The organism is uncultured Sphingomonas sp., from assembly GCF_934560975.1.
In the GTDB taxonomy this organism is placed as follows: domain Bacteria; phylum Pseudomonadota; class Alphaproteobacteria; order Sphingomonadales; family Sphingomonadaceae; genus Sphingomonas_I.
Window position 1 is genome coordinate 246,380 of record NZ_CAKTFO010000001.1, and the last position, 18,765, is coordinate 265,144.

An 18,765-nucleotide genomic window follows, 5' to 3' on the forward strand; every position below is an offset into this window, starting at 1 on the left:
AGAGCCCCATGCCGACCGAACAGCCCAACACTGCGCCCCTGAATGCCAGCCCCGAGCCGCGCGACGACCTGAACGCCGCCGCTGTGCTGAGCGACGACCAGCTCGATCAGACCCCGGGTGGCGGCGGGATCCTGCGCGAGGGGCCGGATCCCGATCCCCTCGGCGGCTCGCAAAAGGCACCCACCGGCACCAGCCCCAACGCACCGCAGGATACGGGCGTTGCTTCCGGCGACGTCAATGCGGAACGGGAAGCGCAGCTCCGCTCGCTCGACGAGGCGGAAGGGCATCCGTCCTGACGCCGCTCGCCCACGCGATTACGGGCGCCGTGGAAAGCGGTAGATCGTCGTCGATTTGAACACCTGTCCCGGCCGCAGCGTTGTGGTCGGGAAAGCCGGCTGGTTCGGGCTGTCGGGCAGGTGCTGGGTTTCCAGCGCAAAGCCGCCATGACGGCGATAGATCGTGCCGCTGGGGCCGGCGTCCGTGCCCCACTCGCTGTTGGCGGTGTAGAATTGCATCGACGGCTCGGTGGTCAGCACCTCCATCATCCGGCCGGACGCATGGTCGGTGGCGCGCGCCACCAGCACCGGCTTGCGGCGGGGCGCTTCCCCGAACACCCAGGGATTGTCGTAGCCGCCGACCCCCTTGGCCTTCAGCGCCGCCAGCCCGTCCCCGATCATGCGCGGCTGGCGCAGGTCATAGTCGCCGCTGACGAGCAGGATGCGGCCGGTCGGCACCGCCTGATCGTCCAGTTCCGCGATGCGATCGCCCATGATCTGGATCACCTGGCCGCCGACATCGCCGCTGCCTTCGCCCGCCAGGTTGAAATAGCTGTGGTTGGTGAAGTTGACGACGGTCGGCTTGCTGCTGGTGGCGCGGTAGTCGATGCGCAGTTCGTTCCGGCTGGTCAGCGTGTAGGTCATGCTCAGCCGGACCTCGCCCGGGAAACCCTGATCCCCGTCCGGGCTGACCAGGCTCAGCTTCACGCTGTTGCCGCGCGCGAAGGTGGAGACCGCCCAGAAACGCTGATGGTAGAAAGGCGGCCCGCCATGCAGCAGGTTCGGGCCGTTGTTCGGCGTCAGCTGATAGGTGTGGCCGTCCAGCGCGAAGCGCGCGCCCTTGATCCGGTTGGCGAAACGGCCGACCGGCACGCCGAAGAAGTAATTGTCGTTCTTGGCCTGGTATTCCGCCGCATTGGAAAAGCCGAGCACGACATTGGCGCGCTTGCCGTTACGGTCCGGCACCTCGATCGCGGTGATCACGCCACCCAGGTCGGTGAAGCTGACCCGCATCCCCTTGCCGTTGGACAAAGTGTAGAGGTGCGCTTCCCGCCCCTCCTTGGTGCGTCCGAAATCCGTCTCCTTCACCGCTTCCGCTGGGGTGGCGGCGGTGAGCAGGAGGAATGAGAGCAGGGCGGTGCGGACGATCACTGCGGGCCTTTCTTGTAGAGCTGGTTCACCGCCAGCACGAGGAACATGTAATTGGTCTCGCCGCCGCCCAATACATATTCGGTCTGCTGCCAGAAATAGGGCCATACCTTCAGTTCAGGCAGATCGGGCCGGATCAAGGCGGTGCCGGACACGACCCCGCCGGGAATGTAGCTCCAGTCCGCGCGGTTGACGCCGTAAGCGGTGGTGGCCGAATGCGAACCGACGCCGCTGGCGAAGGATGCGGTGTTCTGGCCCGGATGCACGCCCAGCACGAAGTTGAGCGCGTTCACGAAATTGCCGGTGGGGACCAGATCGGGCCAGCCCTTGTGCAGCATCCACTGCTTCACGCCATATTCCTGAATGATCCAGCCCGCGCCCCAGATGTCGGGCTTGTAGGGCACGCCATAAGGCGAATCCGCCTTGGCCGCGGCGGCGAGCTTCGCCTGATAGGCGGCGACGGCGGTGCGGACCTCCGCCTTGAACGCGGCGTCGGGCACCCGGTCGATCACGGATGCGATCGCCCAGCCGGCCTGGTCGATCTTGGCGACGATGTCGCTCTTCATCGCGACCAGTCGATCCATATAGGCCGTGTCGCCGGTGGACAGGTACAGTTCGCTCAGCGCAAACGCCTTGGCATCGACGCTGGTGGCGCGGTCGATCGCCTTGCCGGCAATGTCGCGCGCGGCGGCGAGCGTTTCGGCCGCCAGCTTCGCATCCTGCGTCCGCATCACGCGTGCGACCGTGGCCAATTGCCCGGCCACCTCGATCTCGCGATTGGGATTGTCTTCGGTGAAGACCAGCCGGTCGTCCGCCTTGATCGGCGGCCCCTGGAAATAGGTGCCGAGCCCCGCCACCGGCTTGTTGACCACATTGTCGGTCGAACTCGATGCGTCGCCCAGCAACGTATATTGTTTCAGCGTGGCGTCCTGGATGCCGCGATACAGCCGCCCGAACGCGCGATAGCTGCCCATGACGCTCAACAGGCCATGTTCGATCTGCTGGATCGCATCGTTCCTGCCGTCGGGCTGGTGGATCTCCACCAGATGCTTGACCTGATCGATCGTGGTCGCGTCATAGTTGAGGCCGAACTCCTCCACCATCTTCGCCAGCAGCCAGGTGGTGCCCATCTGGCTTTCCACCCGCAGGTCATAATCGCCGGCATCGTGCCAGCCGCCCGCGTCCAGTCCCGGCACATGCTGCAACGGCTTGAACCTGGTCAGCGTGGACGGGCCCTGCGCATAACCGTCGAAATGGTTGAGGTTGACCGGCGCCATCAGCGCGTCGTCCATATGGTCCAGGCCGTGCCAGACCCGGTATTTCTCCTCCACCCGCATGTGGCACATCTGGACCGGCAGGAAATATTCCAGCGTCGGCTGCCACACATGGCGGTCATAGACGTCGTCGCCGATCTTGAACGGCTGCGTCTCCTTGCCGCGATAGGTGGCGACATACATTCCGGGCGTGGTCACGTCCGAAAAGTCCCAGGTGCGATATCCGTAGCGGAGGAAGCGGCCCCATGACGCGGGCGTCCCGCGCTTCACCTCTTCGCGTCCCGTGCCCGTCAGGCGATAGAGGCGGGCGGTGTCGGCGGCGCTGTCCGCCGGGTCCTGCTCCACCACCAATTGCTTGGGCTGCTGGGTCATGTAGCCGACCTGCGACACTTGCAGCACCGGATCATATTTCCAGCCGGGCACGACGTTGGGCGTCACCACCCACTCGATCGCGCCCTTGGTGGCGCCGGCCGGCACCAGCCCGCGCACGATATACCAGGCATTGTTGAGGTTGCCGCGCCCGTCGATCAGCGCCAGCGCGCCGGTCTTGCTCTCGATCGTCATCCGCTGCGTGTCGCTTTCGGGCGCGACCACCAGCGTGGTGCCGCCGCTGGCGAGCGGGGCGGCGATCTGCTCGCCGGTGGCGTCAGGCGTCATCGGGCCGTCCGCCTGCCGGGTGAAGATGCCCGACTGGTTGCCCATCAGCCAGCTCTTGCCGAACAGGTCGGTCGGGAACAGCTCCAGGTTGAAGCCGACCTTGCCGACATATTTGGCGGGCAGCGGTTGATCCAGGTCGACGCGGATGCGGAAGCTGTCGCCCTCCAGCGGCGTGACGCTGACCGAATAGCCCATCTTCAGGTCGGGGTAGACGATCGGGTTGAAGCCGGTGCGGTCCTTGGCCGGATCGGGAAAGGACAGGTGCCGGGACACGGTGTTGGTCGCCGCATCCACCGTCCGCTCGCCGGTGGCGGGCATGGCCGACCATTGGCCGGGCGACGCCTCCAGCCGCAGGTCGCCGTTGGCGGCGGTGCGCATGCCATGCTGGATGATGGTGACGCCGGTCTGGTGCCCGTCCGGATAATAATCGCTGAACGACATGACGTTCAGCCCCGGCGTAGCGAAATAGCCTTGCGCGTTCAGGGTCAGGTTCGGCCTGGCGAAAGCCGGCGCGGTCAATGCGGTGAGCGCAAGTAATGCGCTGCCCAGACGAAATCGTGTCATCATGCCTCTCCTTTACGATGCGGATGGTTGTCCCACCTCTGCGACCTTGGTCTAACTTGGTGCAGGAAAAAGGCAATTTGCCAAGATGGTAGCGTTCCCATAATCCTGTGCCGGTCACCCGGAATCACCGGGGGCATGGCGCCGCAACGGCGCCGAGGGAGGATGGGGTGAAAGGGTTCGACCTGCCCGGCCTGACGATGCCCGCGGTGCTCACCCGCGCTGCGGCGATGGCTGCTTCACGTCCATCGATCCACCTGTTTTCCGAAGATCTGGAGAAGGATCGCTGATGCCCGGTACCTGTTCGTTCCGCCGCCTGCTACTGCTGGCGGTATCTGCGCTGGCACTGCCCGCGGTGGCGGAGGCAGTGCCCGCCGCCCCGCTCACCTGGTCGCCGGCGGGCTATTACGAGGCGCGCGGCGTCAACTGGCTGGTGTTCAGCAACTGGTATGACGGGCTGTTCGCCGACTCCAAGATTTCCGGCATCGAACTGATCCAGCAGGGCGAGCGCACCGCCACCAATGGCGACGTCCGCCTGTCCGCCACGCCGGCGCAGTGGGACGCGATCGGGCGCTTGGTGGAACGCAAGGTCGATCCCCGCACGCATGCCATCGACGTCACGTTGGAATATCCCGAACACAAGTTCCGCTATGTCATCCATGCCGAGCCGCATGGCGACCAGCTGGCGATCCGCGTGATCCTGACCGATCCGCTGCCGGCGGCGCTGGCGGGCAAGGCCGGCTTCAACCTGGAATTCATCCCCTCGGCCTATTTCCACAAAAGCTATATGGTGGATGGTCAGGCCGGTGGCTTCCCGCTCCATCCGGAAAGCGCGATGGTGCGGACGGCCGAGCGCAACGCCGCCAGCGGGCGGGCGGACGGGCCGGGGGCTGAGCCGCTGCCGATGGCAAGCGGGCACAGCTTCGTGCTGGCGCCGGACGATCCCGCGCGCCGTGTCAGCGTGTCGGGCGACGTTCCGATCCAGCTTTATGACGGACGCAACCAGGCGCAGAATGGCTGGTTCGTGCTGCGCTCGCTGCTGCCTTCGGGCAAGACCGGCGCGGTGCTGAACTGGACCGTGTCCGCCAACAGCGTGCCGGCATGGGTCCGTCCGCCCTCCATCGCCCATTCGCAGCTGGGCTATGCGCCGGGCCAGAAGAAGCTCGCCACGATCGAGCTAGACAGGAACGATGCGGCGACCGGCCCGGTGCGACTGTTGCAGGTGCAGCCGACCGGCGCGATGACGCCTGTCCTGTCGGGCGCGGCCAGGCCGTGGGGCACCTATCTCCGCTACAAATATCTCCAGTTCGACTTTTCCAGCGTGAAGACGCCCGGCCTGTACGTGCTGGAATATGGCAAGACGCGCACCGCGCCGTTCCGCATCGCCGACACCATCTATGGCGATGCGTGGCATCCGACGCTCGACGTCTACATGCCGGTGGCGATGGATCATATGTTCGTGAACGAGGCCTATCGCGTGTGGCATGGCGACCCCCATCGCGACGACGCGTTGCAGGCGCCGGCCGATCACGAACATATCGACCTCTACGCCCAGGGGCCGAGCACCAACACCAAGTATAAGGGGATGGACCATATTCCCGGCCTGAACGTCGGCGGGTGGTTCGATGCGGGCGATTTCGACATCCGCACCCAATCGCAATATGCCGTGGTGCGCCAGCTGGCCGAGACATGGGAACGCTTCCGCCCCACGCGCGACACGACCGAGGTCAATTGGGACCATTGCCGGGTGGAAATGCACGTCCCCGACGGCGCGCCGGACATGCAGCAGCAGATCAAGCACGGCGTGCTGCAATTGGTCGCCCACTACGATGCGGTCGGTTTCGCGATCGACGGCATCGTCGAGCCCGACGTGGCGCAATATACCCATCTGGGCGATGCGGTGAACAAGACCGACGGCTACGTCTACGATCCCAAGCTGAAGCCTTACGAGTATAAGGATGGGCGGAGCGGGACGCCGGACGATCGTTGGGCCTTTACCAGCCATGCCTCCGCGCTGAACTTCGGCTCCACCGCGGCGCTAGCGGCGGCGTCGCGCGCGTTGCGCGGCTATGACGATGCGCTGGCGGCCAAGGCGCTCGCCATCGCGACCAAGACCTGGGCCGAGGAAAAGAGCCACGCACCCAACACCTTCCACTATGGCAACACCACCGGCGGACCGTTGGACGTGGAAGAGTTTACGGCGGCGGTGGAGCTGCTGGCGACGACCAGGGACCAGAAATATGCCGCCCGCATCCAGGAGATGTGGCCGGCGCTTTCCGCCAAGTTCGATGCCGTCGCCGCCACGGCGGTGCAGGCCTTGCCCTACATGCCCGCATCCTATCGCGACGCGATGATCCCCGCCGTGCGGGAATGGGCGGCAAAGGCGAGGGAGAGCCTGACCGCCAACCCGTTCGGCGTGCCGATTACCGAAGGCGGCTGGGCCGGCAACGGCGCGGTCCAGAATTACGGCATGACCGCCTATGCGCTGCACAAGGCCTTTCCCGATATCGTCGACGGGTCGGCGGTGTTCCGGGCGATCGACTATATGCTGGGCCATCATCCCGGCAACGACCGCTCCTTCGTGTCAGGCGTGGGATCGGTCACCAAGGAGGTGGCCTATGGCAACAACCGCGCCGACTTCAGCTACATCGCCGGCGGGATCGTGCCGGGGATGCTCATCATCAAGCCGGACCTTCCCGAAAACCGTGAGGACTGGCCCTTCTTCTGGGGCGAGAATGAATATGTGATCCCGATGGGGCCGGACTGGATCCAGCTGGTGCACGCCGCCAACGATCTGGCGCGCGAGACGAAGTAGCGCGTCGCGTCCATCCCAGGCCGGCGGCGGATGTGCCCCGCGCCGGTCCGCCGCCTCTGGGCAGCGGCGGACTACGACTTGTTCGGAACGACGCCGTGCTCCTGCGCAGGCGGGAGCACGGAGCTGCTTCGACACTAGAGAGGAGGATTCAAGCCGGCGGCGGGTCAGATCCCGGCATACCAGGCGTAATCGCCCACATCTTCCCAATAGCCGCCCTTGCCGCGCCCGATCCGGTCCAGGCTCGCCACCGCCTCGATCGCGCGAACATATTTGGCGTGCTTGTAGCCGAGCTGGCGTTCGATCCGCACCCGCACCGGTGCGCCGTTGGCGACGGGCAGGGGGCGGTCGTTCAGCGCCCAGGCGAGGATCGTCTGCGGGTGAAAGGCGTCGACCAGGTCGATGCTCTCATAATAAGCCGTGCCGCCGAAATCGTCGAAGCAGTGGAACACGACATACCGCGCCGCCTGTGACAGGCCGGCGAAGCGCAGGATCGGGCCGAGCGCGGGACCGGTCCACTTGCCGATCGCGCTCCACCCCTCGACGCAATCATGCCGGGTGATCTGCGCCCGCTGCGGCAGCGCCTTCAACCGGTCGAGCGGGATGGCGAGGGGGCGCGCCACCAGCCCGCCCACATGCAGGCGATAGTCGCGGAAATCGCTCGCCAGCGATGCGGCATAATCGGCCGACGCGGGCATGGCCGTGCCGTTGGAGCGGAACACCGGCGACAGGTCCGCGCCGTGGAACTCCGGCGCCATCGCGTCACGCGGGGTCAGCAGCCGCTGGACGCGGTAGGTCAGCCCCTCCGCGCCGTGAAAGGCGTGCTGGAGCGGCTGGGTCGCGGCCAACCGATCGCATCCGCCGAGCAGCAGGGCGCCGCCGCCCAGCGTGCCGAGCGCGCGGCGGCGGGACAGGTCATTCATGGCGTCGCCGCTCCGGCGGAGTGCGGAACCAGCCGGTAATCATCGACCGCGTCTCGTTCACCGGCCCCGCCGCCACCACCATCGCCAGATGCAGGCCGACGAAGCCGAGCAGGGCCATGGCGCACAGGAAATGGATCGAGCGCGCCGATTGCCGTCCGCCGAACAGGTCCAGCAACTGCGGAAAGGTTGCGTTGAACCCCGGTCCCATCGTCAGCCCGGTCAGGATCATCAGCGGGATCAGCACGAAGATGACCAGCAGATAGGCCAGCTTCTGCAGGATGTTGTAGCGGCCCGCCGCATCGCCGGTCGGCAGGCGCAGCCGGGCATGGTCGCGAATGTCGCCCCACAGATGCCGCGGCTCCAGCTCCGCCCGCGACGGCCACAGGTCGCGCCGGAAATGGCGGTTGACCAGGCTCGCCACCACATAGGCAAGGCCGCCCAGCACCAGCACCCACGCGAACAGGACATGCCACCGCCGCGCTCCCGCCAGGCTGTAGCGCGAGGGCAAGGTCATCCAGTATGGAAAAGCGCGCGCCTGCGGTCGCCCCTGCGCATCGCTCCAGCGGCCGAGCACCCCCGTGGTCGGGATATGCGCGCCGCCAATCGCCAATTGTCCGCCACCGGTCGGGCTCGGGCCGATCTGCAGCCAGGCCTTGTCGAAGTTCGCGCCGTAGCGGCCCCAATAGAGGCGGGGGTGGGCGTTGAAGATCATCAGCCCGCTCAACAGCAGGATCAGCATGGCAAGCGCATTCAGCCAGTGCCACAGTCGCGTCGGCAGCCGATGCCGGTAGAGCAGGGGGCGGGGCGGGCGATCGTCCATCGCCTCCGCCCCTAGCACGGGCCATGGCCCACGTCACCGATCGGGCGACTGATACAGTATATCATTGCTTTTTTGGCAGGGATGCCCCATGTGCGATCCATGCGCCGGATGTCGGATATGATGGAGGCCCTGGCGATCGGGGCAGCGGCGGCGTGCCTGATCCATTGCCTGGCCCTGCCGCTGATCGTGCTGGCACTGCCGGTCGTCACGACCGTGCTGCCGATTCCCACCAATTTTCACCTGTTCGCGCTGGTGCTGGCCGTGCCCACCACCGCCGGCGTGCTGTTCGCCGGGTATCGCCGGCACCACCTCGCCAGCCCGCTCGTCTCCGGCGTGTTCGGCCTGACCCTGCTCACGCTCGCGGTCGTGATCTGGGACGGCACGGTGCGGGAAACGCTGGCGACAGTGGTGGGCAGCCTGTTTATCGCCGCCGCCCACCTTGCCAACTGGCATCACCGCAAGCTGCAGCACGCGCCGGTCGCCTGATCCCGCACCGGACCGCGCATCCGCGATCCGGTACGGCACTCGACAGGACGCGGCGGTGCAGGCTTACGCCTTGCTCCCTTCCGGCAGGGTGGTGATGTCGGACGATCCGGCCCAGATGTTGATGCCGCTGTCCTGCGCATGACGATCGATCGCCTCCAGTTCGTCGGCGGAGAAAGCGAGGTTCCTCACCGCGTCCAGCGAATCGTCCAGCTGCTCCACCGTGCGCGCGCCGATCAAAGCGGAGGTGACGCGCGGATCGCGCAGCACCCAGGCGATCGCCATCTGCGCCAGCGTCTGGCCCCGCGCCTTCGCGATGTCGTTCAGCGCGCGGATGCGCTCTACCGCTTGCGGCGTCACCAGGTCGGTCTTGAGCGATCCATTGCGGGTCGCGCGCGATCCTTCCGGCACGCCGTTCAGATAGCGATCGGTCAGCATCCCCTGCGCCAGCGGCGAAAAGGCGATGCAGCCCGTGCCGAGCCGGTCCAGCGTGGCGAGCAGGTCCCGTTCGATCCAGCGGTTCAGCAGCGAATAGCTCGGCTGGTGGATCAGCAATGGCACCTTGTACTCGGCCAGGATCGCCGCCGCCTTGGCGGTCAGGCCCGGTTCGTAGCTGGAAATGCCGACATACAGCGCCTTGCCCTGCGCATGGATCTGCGCCAGCGCGCCCATCGTCTCTTCCAGCGGAGTCTTGGGATCGACCCGGTGCGAATAGAAGATATCGACATAATCGACGCCCATCCGCTTCAAGCTCTGGTCCAGGCTGGCGATCAGGTATTTGCGGCTGCCGCCCACGTCGCCATAGGGCCCTGGCCACATGTCCCATCCGGCCTTGGTGGAGATGACCAGTTCGTCGCGATGCGCGGCGAAGTCGGTCGCCAGCACACGCCCGAAATTCTCCTCCGCCGATCCGTAGGGCGGGCCATAATTGTTGGCGAGGTCAAAATGGGTTACACCCCGGTCAAAGGCACGGCGCAGGATGGCGCGGCCGGTTTCGAACACGTCCGCGCCGCCGAAATTCTGCCACAGGCCGAGCGATATGGCGGGCAGGTCGAGCCCGCTGCGGCCACATCGACGATAGACCATCCTGCCATCATATCGTAGCGGGTCCGAAACATACGGAGTCGGGAAGGCCATGGTTCGCTCCAAGCTGCTGATGGCACTTCCATATCGGGACGGTTAACATTGTCCATCAAGGAGCGGGGATGACGATCAATACGGCGCTGATCGGCTTCGGGCTTGCAGGGGCCCACTTCCACGCACCCCTGATCACCGCCACGCCGCGGCTGGCGTTGCGCAACGTGGTGACGTCGCGGGCAGATGCGGTGGCGGCTGCCTATCCGGATGCGGTGGTCGCCGGCAATGCGGATGTGGTGTTCACCGACGACTCGGTCGAGCTGGTGGTGATCGCCACCCCCAACCACACCCATGCCGAACTGGCGCGCGACGCCCTGCTCGCGGGCAAGCATGTGGTGATCGACAAGCCGTTCGTGGTGGACGCGCAGGAGGGCCGGGATCTGGCCGCACTGGCGCTGGCCCGCGGCCGCATGCTGACCGTGTTTCACAATCGCCGCTGGGATGGCGACTTCGTCACGGTGCGGCGGCTGCTGGGGTCGGGGCGGCTGGGCGACGTCCGCTTGGTGGAAATGCGGTGGGATCGCCATCGTCCCGCCATCAAGCAGGGGTGGCGCGAAGTGCCGGGGGAGGGCAGCGGCCTGCTCAGCGACCTGGGTCCGCATCTGGTGGATCAGGCGATCGCCCTGTTCGGCACGCCGGACCATGTCGCCGGGGATGTCGCCAGCCAGCGGCGCGACGCGCTGGTGGACGATTATTTCGAGGTGACGCTGCATTACGGCGCGATGCGGGTGATCCTGTCATCCTCCAGCCTGGTCGCGGCCACGCGCCCGCGCTTCGCCGTGCATGGCACCGCCGGCAGCTTCGTCAAATATGGCCTGGACCCGCAGGAGGGGCTGCTCCGCGCCGGCGGTCTGCCGGCGGGCGAGACCTATGGCGAGGATGTGCCGGAATATTACGGCATCATCGTCTATCCCGACGGCACGCAGGAGCGGATCCGCACCGAGCGCGGCGACTGGCGGCTTTTCTATAGCGGCGTGGCGGAGACGATCCGTGGCGGCTTCCCGCCGCCGGTCGATCCGGCCGACGCGCTGGTGGGCATGGCCCTGCTGGACTGTGCCCGCCGCAGCGCGCGGGAAGGGCGCCTGCTCCGCTACAATCCGCGCTGCTGAGGCGGTTTTCCGCCGCCTCAATGCCCCATTAGCGCCAGCACCTCGCGCCGGCTGCGTTCATCCTCGCGGAACACGCCCATCATCCGGCTGGTGGTCATGGTGACGCCGTGCGTGCCGACGCCGCGCCCGGTCATGCAGCCGTGGGTGGCCTCGATCACCACCGCGACGCCATGCGGCTCCAGCCGCTGCCAGATGCAATCCGCCACCTCGGCCGTCAGCCGCTCCTGCACCTGCAGGCGCCGGGCGAAACCGTGCAGCACGCGCGCCAGCTTGGAGATGCCGACCACCCGGTCGCGCGGCAGATAGGCGATCGCCGCCTTGCCGACGATCGGCGCCATGTGATGCTCGCAATGCGACTGGAAGGGTATGTCCTTCAGCAGCACGATCTCGTCATAGCCGCCTACTTCCTCGAACGTGCGGTTCAGGTGGTGCGACGGATCCTCGCCATAACCCTGGCAATATTCCTTCCACGCCCGCGCCACGCGCTTGGGCGTGTCGATCAGCCCCTCGCGCGCGGGATCGTCGCCGGCCCAGCGGATCAGGGTGCGGATCGCATCCTCCACCTCCGCGGGCACATGGGGCTTTTCGGGCAAAGGCTGGGGCTCGGTCGTGCCGGTCATGGCCCAGCGTCTAGGCTGGCGACCGAACCGCCGCAAGCGAACGGCCGCTAGTTGACGGCCCTTAGTTGAAGGCCCTTAATTGACGGCGGCGCGCTGCCGGTAGCTCAGGGCCTCCGCGACATGGATGCGGCCGACCGTCTCGCTGCCGCCCAGGTCCGCGATGGTGCGCGCCACCCGCAGCACGCGGGTGTAGCCGCGGGCCGACAGGCGCATCGCCGTGGCCGCCTGGGCTAGCAGCGCGCGGCCGGGTTCGTCGGGCCCCGCCGCCTGTTCCAGCAGGTCGCCGTCCGCCTCCGCATTGGTGCGCCGCCCCGTGCCGGCATAGCGCGTGGTCTGGATGGCGCGGGCGCCTGCCACCCGGGCGCGCACCTCGGCCGACCCTTCCGCCGGCGGGGGCAGGACCAGGTCGGCCGCGCTCACCGCCGCCACCTCGACATGCAGGTCGATGCGGTCGAGCAGGGGGCCGGACACCCGCGCCTGATAGTCCATCGCGCATTTGGGCGCGCGGCTGCATGCGCGGGCGGCATCGCCCAGATGCCCGCAGCGGCACGGGTTCATCGCCGCCACCAACTGCACGCGGGCGGGAAAGGTGACGTGGCTGTTGGCGCGCGCCACCTGCACCTTGCCGGTTTCCAGCGGCTGGCGCAGCGAATCCAGCACGGCTCGCTGGAACTCCGGCAATTCGTCCAGGAACAGAATGCCGAGATGCGCCAGGCTGACCTCGCCCGGCCGCACCTTCAGCCCGCCGCCGACCAGGGCCGCCATTGATGCGGAATGGTGCGGTGCCCGGAACGGCCGCGTGCGCGACAGCCGGCCGCCGTCCAGCGTGCCCGCGACGCTCGCCACCATCGACACTTCCAGCGCCTCGGCCGGGGTCAGATCGGGCAGGATGCCGGGCAGGCAGGCGGCCATCAGCGACTTGCCCGCGCCCGGCGGCCCGACCATCACACTACTATGGACAAAAGACCCGCCGAGAAGTTACCATTGTCAAATGACGAATTCAGAGCATTCCGCAGACGGCAAGCCGCAACGCAAGGCATACTCGTACCTGCGTTTCAGCACTCCAGAACAGCGGAAGGGCGACAGCTACCGCCGTCAGACCAAGATGGCGCAGGACTATGCACGCCAGCATGGCTTAGACCTAGACGAGACATTGACCTTCCACGACGAGGGCGTTTCCGGCTATCGCGGCCAGAACGCCGAGGCAGGGCGGCTGGCAGATTTTCGGGAGGCAGTTGAGGTTGGGCTCGTACCCCAAGGCTCCGTTCTCCTGGTGGAGCAACTTGACCGGTTAAGCCGTCTCGTGCCGCGCAAGGCGATGCGGGTTCTGGAAGACATTGTGGAGGCGGGAGTCTCCGTGGTGACGCTCAACGATGGTCGGGAGTATACCCCTCAGTCTCTCGACAATGACCCCACGGACCTGTTGGTTTCCGTCCTCACGTTTATGCGGGCAAATGAGGAGAGCGCCACAAAGGCGAAGCGCCTCGCGCAATCATGGGCGGCTAAGCGGAGCGAGGCGGCCACTAAGCCGCTCACCGGTATCGTGCCAGCATGGCTCCGCCTCAACCGTGAAGAACAGCGGATTGAGGAGGTCCCCGAGCGAGTGGCGGTCGTCCAGCGAGTGTTCGCGATGGCACTCCAGGGCATCGGGCAGCACAAGATTGCCGAAACATTCAATAGGGAGGGCCTTCCCACTTGGGGCGAGGGGAAGAAGCGCGGGACGGAGTGGCGTAGGTCCTACATCGCCAAAATTCTGACAAACGATGCCGTAATCGGCCGATTGACCCCGCACCTCATGGAGCATGACGGACGGCAGAAGCGTCGCGTCCCTCTCGAACCCCTGGAGGGATATTACCCACAGGTCATTTCGCATGAGACCTGGGCGGACGTGCAGGCCCTCTTGGCGACGAAAGGGGCTGCACGCGGACGGCAAGCATCGGCTCCGGTGTCCAACATCTTAGCGAGGATGGCGGCCTGCCCTCGTTGTGGGAAGACCATGACGCGCGTTCAGAAAGGCAAGAGGAGCGCCCCGACGCTGGTGTGCGCCGCTGCGAAAGCCGGGTTGGGCTGCGAGTACAAGTCGGTCCGCTACGCAGCTGTAGAGCTGGCGCTCCTCCTTAAGCTACCATCTCTGATCGAGAGCCGGGATGGTATCGAGCAAGTTGAAGGGCTGGAGGACCGTATCGGTAACCTTCGGGACGCGATCTACGCTTGTGGTGAACAGATTGAGGAAGCTGTGGACCTCCTTCTGTCCGCCCGCTCTACAGCTCTTGTCGCTCGGCTCCAGGAGCTTGAGACGCAACTGCCCAAGATGCAGCAGCAGCTTGCCACCCTTCAGGACCAGCGCGACGTTATGGCCGGACCTGTAATCGGTTCGCGGATCGGTAAGGCGCTCGGAGCCCTACAAAAGGCCAACGAAGGAGAGCCAGACCGGGGCGAAATCAATCGTGCGCTTCGGGCACTCTTTAAGCGTGCAGTCATAAATTGGCCCCAGGGGACTATCGAGCTGGAGTGGCACCTCGGCGGGACCTGCCGCGTGCATTACGCTTGGATGGGTGGCGTATGGCCTCCGAAGAGAGCGGACAAAGTTTCGTCGCCGGATTGAGCTGGCGGCACATCAGGCAAGCCCATGGGGGGCGAGCGAGTAGAGGGCTGTACGATAGATGATTGAGGCTGCGGCGAACGATCCATTTAAGATCGAGCTTGAGGATGGTGTGGCGTACCCGATTGGGGACGGGCTGATGGTGGTTCTTCAGGCGGACGAGAAGGCCCCTGAGGGCGGGCACAGCGTCGCAATCACCAAAGCGGACCTGGCGAACCTGAGCGAGGCCAAAGGCCTGCATCCAGTCGCGTTGGAGGAAGACGGGGGCGAGGCCATCTGTATAGGCGACACCTGGGTCCTCAAGCAGCCCGACGTTAGCCGCGAAGGGCACCCGATGCAGCGAGCCGTTGTGACGTGGCAGGACGTCGAGGCCATGCTGGCGGCCGCGTAAAAATGGTCTTGGCTAGCAGGGGGGGGGCGTGGTCGGCGGCCTTTACCCCATTCCTGTGACAGCTAAACAGCAACTTTTGTGAAGCGACCGGTCGGTGGGCACCAAGCAGTTGCGCCGACCGGATTTCTTCAACGTCATTCCGTTGAATTATGGCGGCTGGATCGCCTCGCGTGCCGATTATCATGAGCCGCAGCATGAAGACGCATCTGGCTTCGTCCGAATGGGTCGGCCGCGCTCTCGCGGTCAGGGTTAAACCTCATCGAAATGTTGCGTACTTCCGCCCAGCTCAGTAGCCGTCGCGCCGGCCACTCGAACGCTGAGGGACCCGGCCATATCGTTAGTACCTGATCGGCCGGAACCTTCTGGGGGTGTTCAAGGATGGGAAACTGTACAAACGCCACGGTTGCGCCCAAGCCCATCGTGTAACTGGCCTCTTTGAGCGTGATGCGGCCATCCTGGGTCGCGAGGGCTCGATCTTGCCGGTGAAAGGCGGTGGCCCACATCGGATCATCGCATAACGCAAGGCCAATCCACATTTCACGTGGAGCGAGACCCGTTAGAAAAAAGTTAGTCTTCACCTCTTCAGGAAACGCTGAATTGGTAGACACATATTCATCGCGAACCATCATCTTCATCGCAAGCCACGATGCTAACTGTATGGTGTCACCTATGCTGTAAGATGCGTTCTGTCCTCGTATTAACCGAGTAGTTTTTACCCGAGTGCGTTCATCGAGTCTATTCATCCACTCGTTATTGCAAGCGTGGCAAACGCACGGAATAGTCGTCTCGTAAGGGGCCATGCCACTTTGCTTGAACGTATCCGAACCAGAGAGGAGGTCCTCCTTCGCTTTGAAGGAGCGCTTGTGGCTTTTCGGAAGGCGCTGAGCCAACTCAGGTCCTAACGCTTTGGACCAAAGATGTTCGTGACTTCCCCCTGGCTTCCTACAGAATATGCATGGAGTAGGCATGAGAGATTGTATGCCGTAAGTCTCGCGATAACTCAACGCATGCCAATTGGTCAGATAGCGGGATCCAGAGATGGTAGGCCTCACCAGCGGAAGAAACCGTGCCTGGGGGCGCTTTCAGGCATGTGATAGCATGGGCAGGGCGCGAGTATGACCGAGGCGACTTCAGACGACCTAAATACGCGGCTGGCGACACTTACCAACCGAGTGCCACCACGCAGTGAACTCGCCCGGCTGCTAAAGAACCTGGACGATCCAGCCAGTGATGAAGCGTCCAAGGACCGCTACGTGGCTCTCGTGGCAGGGAACGCCGTAGAGTCAGCCTTGGCGCACGCCCTTGAGGCTAAGGGCATTGAGGTAAGAAGCGGTAAGCGCCGACTGCCCTTTAGCGGGCTCATCAAGCTTGCCGAGCGCAGGGGGCTAGTGAGTCGAGCTGAGGCCGTAGAGCTTGGCAGGATACGGCAAGTGAGGAACCTGTTTGCTCACGCGCTCGAACCGATCAGCTTCTCCAACCCGGAGGTTGAAGAGGTTACGCGCTTGTTCTGGGATCATCCAATAACAGATTGGGAAAGCTACTTCCTACCGGTCTTCCCCGCGCGACAACGCTTTACGATCATTTGCGGGTCGTTCTTCAATGCACTGTTTCCCGAAAGCGGGTCGAAAAAAGAACCCCCAGGCACCCGTGAGGGCGGCTGAGGGTCTAAGGCAGGCGCGTGTTGGACGGGGTGCTACCGGGGGTCGGGCACTTGGTAGCCCGCGCCCAAATCGGTGCCGGGGTCGCCGAACACCGGATAGGTGCTGCCGTCTTCATCCTGGCCGTAGCCCAAGAGGGCCTGACCGGGCGGCGGGGTGGCGGCCCCAGCGCCGATGCGTGCGCCCAGGACCTTCGAGACCTGTTGGCCCCGGTGTACACTGGCGGCGTTTGCGGCCCGATCGGCCACGGCAGCCCGGCGGACACCCTGGAGCGCCTTGCGGAGCGCCTGGGGGTCCTGTTCGGACAGCATGGTCGACACACGGTCGTTCACGGCGTTGGTGCGGGCCGGTTCGCCACTGAAGGCCCCCGCAGCGTGCTTGAGGGCGTCGAGCGGGCGGCCACGGACTGCGGCCCAGATGCCCCGGCCGGTGTCGGCGAGGGCCTGCTCCTGGGCGGCGATCTGGTCGGCCACTTCGCGCCCTGCGGTCATCGAGTTGCCCCGGACGGCGCTCCACGTCTGGTAGGCCTCGTGCTCGGCCGCGAGGCGGTCAAAGAGGGCTTCAGCCTTGTCGGGTCCGTGGACGGTCTCGATCGCCGAGCGCTTGGAGAGGGAGCCCTCGACCTTGCGGGCGGCATTGCCGTAATCCCCGAGGGCCTGGAGGTCCCGGACCATGCCGGACCGGTGGCCCAGCCGGAAGTTGTCGATTTGGCTGCCGGTCATGTCGGCCATGCGGTTACCCGCGTCGGTCGCATCGTCCTTCGCCATCTGCTCGCCCAGCTCCAGCGCCTTGCGGTTCTGCGTGGGGCCAGCATAGGCCTGACGGGCGGGCTTCCAGTGCGGATTGAGCCCTGGAGTGATCCCGTCGCCGTCCATGATTCCCAGGAGGCGGCTGCGGAGGTCGTTGGTGGCTTTGCCCGCCCGGTTGACCTCAGGGGCGGCGTTGTACCCCTCCCCGTGGTATATGGCGCTATCGAACGCCGTCTTGGCGTGGTCGTACATCGCCATGGGAGGCACGTCGGCAATCTCGAAGGAGCCGTCCGGCTGCTCTCGCAGTCCGTTTGCTTTCAGCGCCGCTCGGGGGTCTGCATGGCCGTTGCGGATCGCGTCCGCCCAGATTTGCTTACCGGCGACGTTGATGGCGCTCTTGGCGTCCGGGTGGGCGAAGAGCGTCTGTAGCTCCTGCGTGAACGGGATCGGCTCGGCGTTGCTCCGAGCGTACAGCGGGGCCGCTGCGGCACGGGCCTGCTGGCTGAGCGTGGCGGCCTGCGGTTCCACGTTCGTCGCCGGGCCAAGGGTGGCCTCAACGTGCGTCGAGACGCGCTCGGACATTTGACGCTGGCGGTCGTCGATCGCCTTGCGGACCGCCATGGTGGCCGGGCCGGGTCGGCGGGTAGCGGACCCGTAAGCCTCGCGGAGATGCTCGTTGACGTCTGCGGGGACTGCGGGAACCCCCATGGCCTGCCGACGCCGCAGCTCCTTCGTCAGGGCTGCGCTGTCCATGCCCGCCTTGTCCATCTGGTGCCCGACATAGCGCGACGCCTGGGCATTGGCCGGGTTCGCCCCAAGGATGGCAGCGCGGTTCTTGAACCTGCGGCCCACGGAGGGCGGCACCATGGCAGCCAGCCGTTCCATCGTCGGAGCGGCAATGCGTCCCATGCCCTCGGCGATCGGGTGGGTCACAGGAGCCGCCAAACGGCCCATGGAAGGCATTGCTCCGCCCATGGCACCCCCGGTCAGTGCGCCCCTTGCAGTGTCCCTGAGGGCATCTCCGGGGCTTCCTGCGTGGCTATCGAGGAGACCGCCTGCACCGCCGTACAGCGCACCGTTGGCCGCTGCGTTGAGCGTCCGGCCCTTGAGGGCGACTTGAGCGCCCTTGGCACCCAGGCCGAGCTTGGTGACCGGGAGCGCAAGACCGCCGACGAAGCCCGCTGCTGTCGCGGTGGCCCCAAGGTTCGGGTGGTCCTGCTTGAAGCGCTCCTCGTGGCGCTCACTGGCCTCCCGCGAGCTGCGGAAGGAGCCTGCGGGGTCGAAGTCGACGCTGGAGGAGAACGGGGCCGCGATGGCATTGCCCGCCATGCCCAGAAGGCCCGAGGCGACGCCGCCCGCGCCCGGCAAGGCACCGTCGAGAGCCGACGAGGCCGCGCCATGTAGCGAGTTGAGGACGCCCTGCCCTTGAGGTGCCTTGCCGAGCTGGCGCTCAACGTAGGCCTGCACCTCTCGGGGAGAGGCACTGTCCGGGGCGGTGATCTGATGGATGGACCCATCCGGGCCTGTGACCCGATAGGTCGCCAT

Annotated in this window: 15 protein-coding genes and 1 pseudogene; 7 read left to right on the forward strand and 9 right to left on the reverse strand. The window is 65.8% G+C overall.

The features are described 5' to 3' along the window. Nucleotides 1-8: 8 nt before the first annotated feature. On the forward strand, nucleotides 9-296 hold the full coding sequence (locus Q0D93_RS01060; RefSeq protein WP_294390139.1) for a hypothetical protein: 288 nt from the start codon (nucleotides 9-11) through the stop codon (nucleotides 294-296). 18 nt (nucleotides 297-314) lie between these two features. Here the strand turns inward: Q0D93_RS01060 and Q0D93_RS01065 are convergent, their stop codons facing one another. Together Q0D93_RS01065 and Q0D93_RS01070 are read right to left on the reverse strand one after the other, a co-directional pair. Then, nucleotides 315-1,427, reverse strand: coding sequence for an aldose epimerase family protein (locus tag Q0D93_RS01065; RefSeq protein WP_294390142.1), 1,113 nt, complete (start codon nucleotides 1,425-1,427; stop codon nucleotides 315-317). Continuing rightward, the gene (locus tag Q0D93_RS01070) at nucleotides 1,424-3,919 is read right to left on the reverse strand and encodes a glycoside hydrolase family 9 protein (protein WP_294390144.1); all 2,496 of its coding nucleotides are present in this window, start codon (nucleotides 3,917-3,919) and stop codon (nucleotides 1,424-1,426) included. Before Q0D93_RS01070 ends, Q0D93_RS01065 begins: the two co-directional genes overlap by 4 nt. 286 nt (nucleotides 3,920-4,205) lie before the next feature. Between Q0D93_RS01070 and Q0D93_RS01075 the strand changes: the two genes are divergently transcribed. Further along, nucleotides 4,206-6,731, forward strand: a complete 2,526-nt coding sequence (locus Q0D93_RS01075) for a glycoside hydrolase family 9 protein (RefSeq protein ID WP_294390148.1) — start codon at nucleotides 4,206-4,208, stop codon at nucleotides 6,729-6,731. A 164-nt stretch (nucleotides 6,732-6,895) separates the two neighbouring features. Here the strand turns inward: Q0D93_RS01075 and Q0D93_RS01080 are convergent, their stop codons facing one another. Together Q0D93_RS01080 and Q0D93_RS01085 are read right to left on the reverse strand one after the other, a co-directional pair. Further along, nucleotides 6,896-7,651 carry a molybdopterin-dependent oxidoreductase gene (locus tag Q0D93_RS01080; protein WP_294390150.1) on the reverse strand — a complete coding sequence of 252 codons (756 nt, stop codon included), beginning with the start codon at nucleotides 7,649-7,651 and terminating at the stop codon, nucleotides 6,896-6,898. Further along, nucleotides 7,644-8,471, reverse strand: coding sequence for a cytochrome b/b6 domain-containing protein (locus Q0D93_RS01085; RefSeq protein WP_294390152.1), 828 nt, complete (start codon nucleotides 8,469-8,471; stop codon nucleotides 7,644-7,646). Before Q0D93_RS01085 ends, Q0D93_RS01080 begins: the two co-directional genes overlap by 8 nt. A gap of 117 nt (nucleotides 8,472-8,588) precedes the next feature. On the opposite strand from Q0D93_RS01085, the gene Q0D93_RS01090 reads away from it, so the two are divergent. Further along, the gene (locus Q0D93_RS01090; protein ID WP_294390157.1) at nucleotides 8,589-8,957 is read left to right on the forward strand and encodes a MerC domain-containing protein; all 369 of its coding nucleotides are present in this window, start codon (nucleotides 8,589-8,591) and stop codon (nucleotides 8,955-8,957) included. A gap of 63 nt (nucleotides 8,958-9,020) precedes the next feature. Here the strand turns inward: Q0D93_RS01090 and mgrA are convergent, their stop codons facing one another. Further along, the gene (gene mgrA, locus Q0D93_RS01095; protein WP_294390160.1) at nucleotides 9,021-10,091 is read right to left on the reverse strand and encodes an L-glyceraldehyde 3-phosphate reductase; all 1,071 of its coding nucleotides are present in this window, start codon (nucleotides 10,089-10,091) and stop codon (nucleotides 9,021-9,023) included. Nucleotides 10,092-10,159: 68 nt separating this feature from the next. On the opposite strand from mgrA, the gene Q0D93_RS01100 reads away from it, so the two are divergent. Then, on the forward strand, nucleotides 10,160-11,200 hold the full coding sequence (locus Q0D93_RS01100) for an oxidoreductase (RefSeq protein WP_294390163.1): 1,041 nt from the start codon (nucleotides 10,160-10,162) through the stop codon (nucleotides 11,198-11,200). A 17-nt stretch (nucleotides 11,201-11,217) separates the two neighbouring features. Here Q0D93_RS01100 and folE read toward each other — a convergent pair whose 3' ends face one another. Next, entirely contained in the window at nucleotides 11,218-11,820 is a 603-nt protein-coding gene (folE, locus tag Q0D93_RS01105; protein WP_294390167.1) for a GTP cyclohydrolase I FolE, read from the reverse strand. Between the two features lie 75 nt (nucleotides 11,821-11,895). After that, nucleotides 11,896-12,777: pseudogene (locus Q0D93_RS01110) on the reverse strand (ATP-binding protein); the annotation flags it as partial. Nucleotides 12,778-12,811: 34 nt separating this feature from the next. Here Q0D93_RS01110 and Q0D93_RS01115 point away from each other — a divergent pair. Then, nucleotides 12,812-14,425, forward strand: a complete 1,614-nt coding sequence (locus tag Q0D93_RS01115) for a recombinase family protein (RefSeq protein WP_294390170.1) — start codon at nucleotides 12,812-12,814, stop codon at nucleotides 14,423-14,425. Between the two features lie 58 nt (nucleotides 14,426-14,483). After that, a complete protein-coding gene (locus Q0D93_RS01120) occupies nucleotides 14,484-14,813 on the forward strand; it encodes a hypothetical protein (RefSeq protein ID WP_294390173.1) in 330 nt (109 codons plus the stop codon). Between the two features lie 134 nt (nucleotides 14,814-14,947). Here Q0D93_RS01120 and Q0D93_RS01125 read toward each other — a convergent pair whose 3' ends face one another. After that, nucleotides 14,948-15,448, reverse strand: a complete 501-nt coding sequence (locus Q0D93_RS01125; RefSeq protein WP_294390175.1) for a hypothetical protein — start codon at nucleotides 15,446-15,448, stop codon at nucleotides 14,948-14,950. A 480-nt stretch (nucleotides 15,449-15,928) separates the two neighbouring features. Here Q0D93_RS01125 and Q0D93_RS01130 point away from each other — a divergent pair, with 480 nt between their 5' ends. Beyond that, nucleotides 15,929-16,474, forward strand: a complete 546-nt coding sequence (locus Q0D93_RS01130) for a hypothetical protein (RefSeq protein WP_294390178.1) — start codon at nucleotides 15,929-15,931, stop codon at nucleotides 16,472-16,474. Nucleotides 16,475-16,506: 32 nt separating this feature from the next. On the opposite strand, the gene Q0D93_RS01135 is transcribed toward Q0D93_RS01130, so the two are convergent. Further along, complete coding sequence (locus Q0D93_RS01135; RefSeq protein WP_294390181.1) at nucleotides 16,507-18,765, reverse strand: hypothetical protein; 2,259 nt, start codon at nucleotides 18,763-18,765, stop codon at nucleotides 16,507-16,509.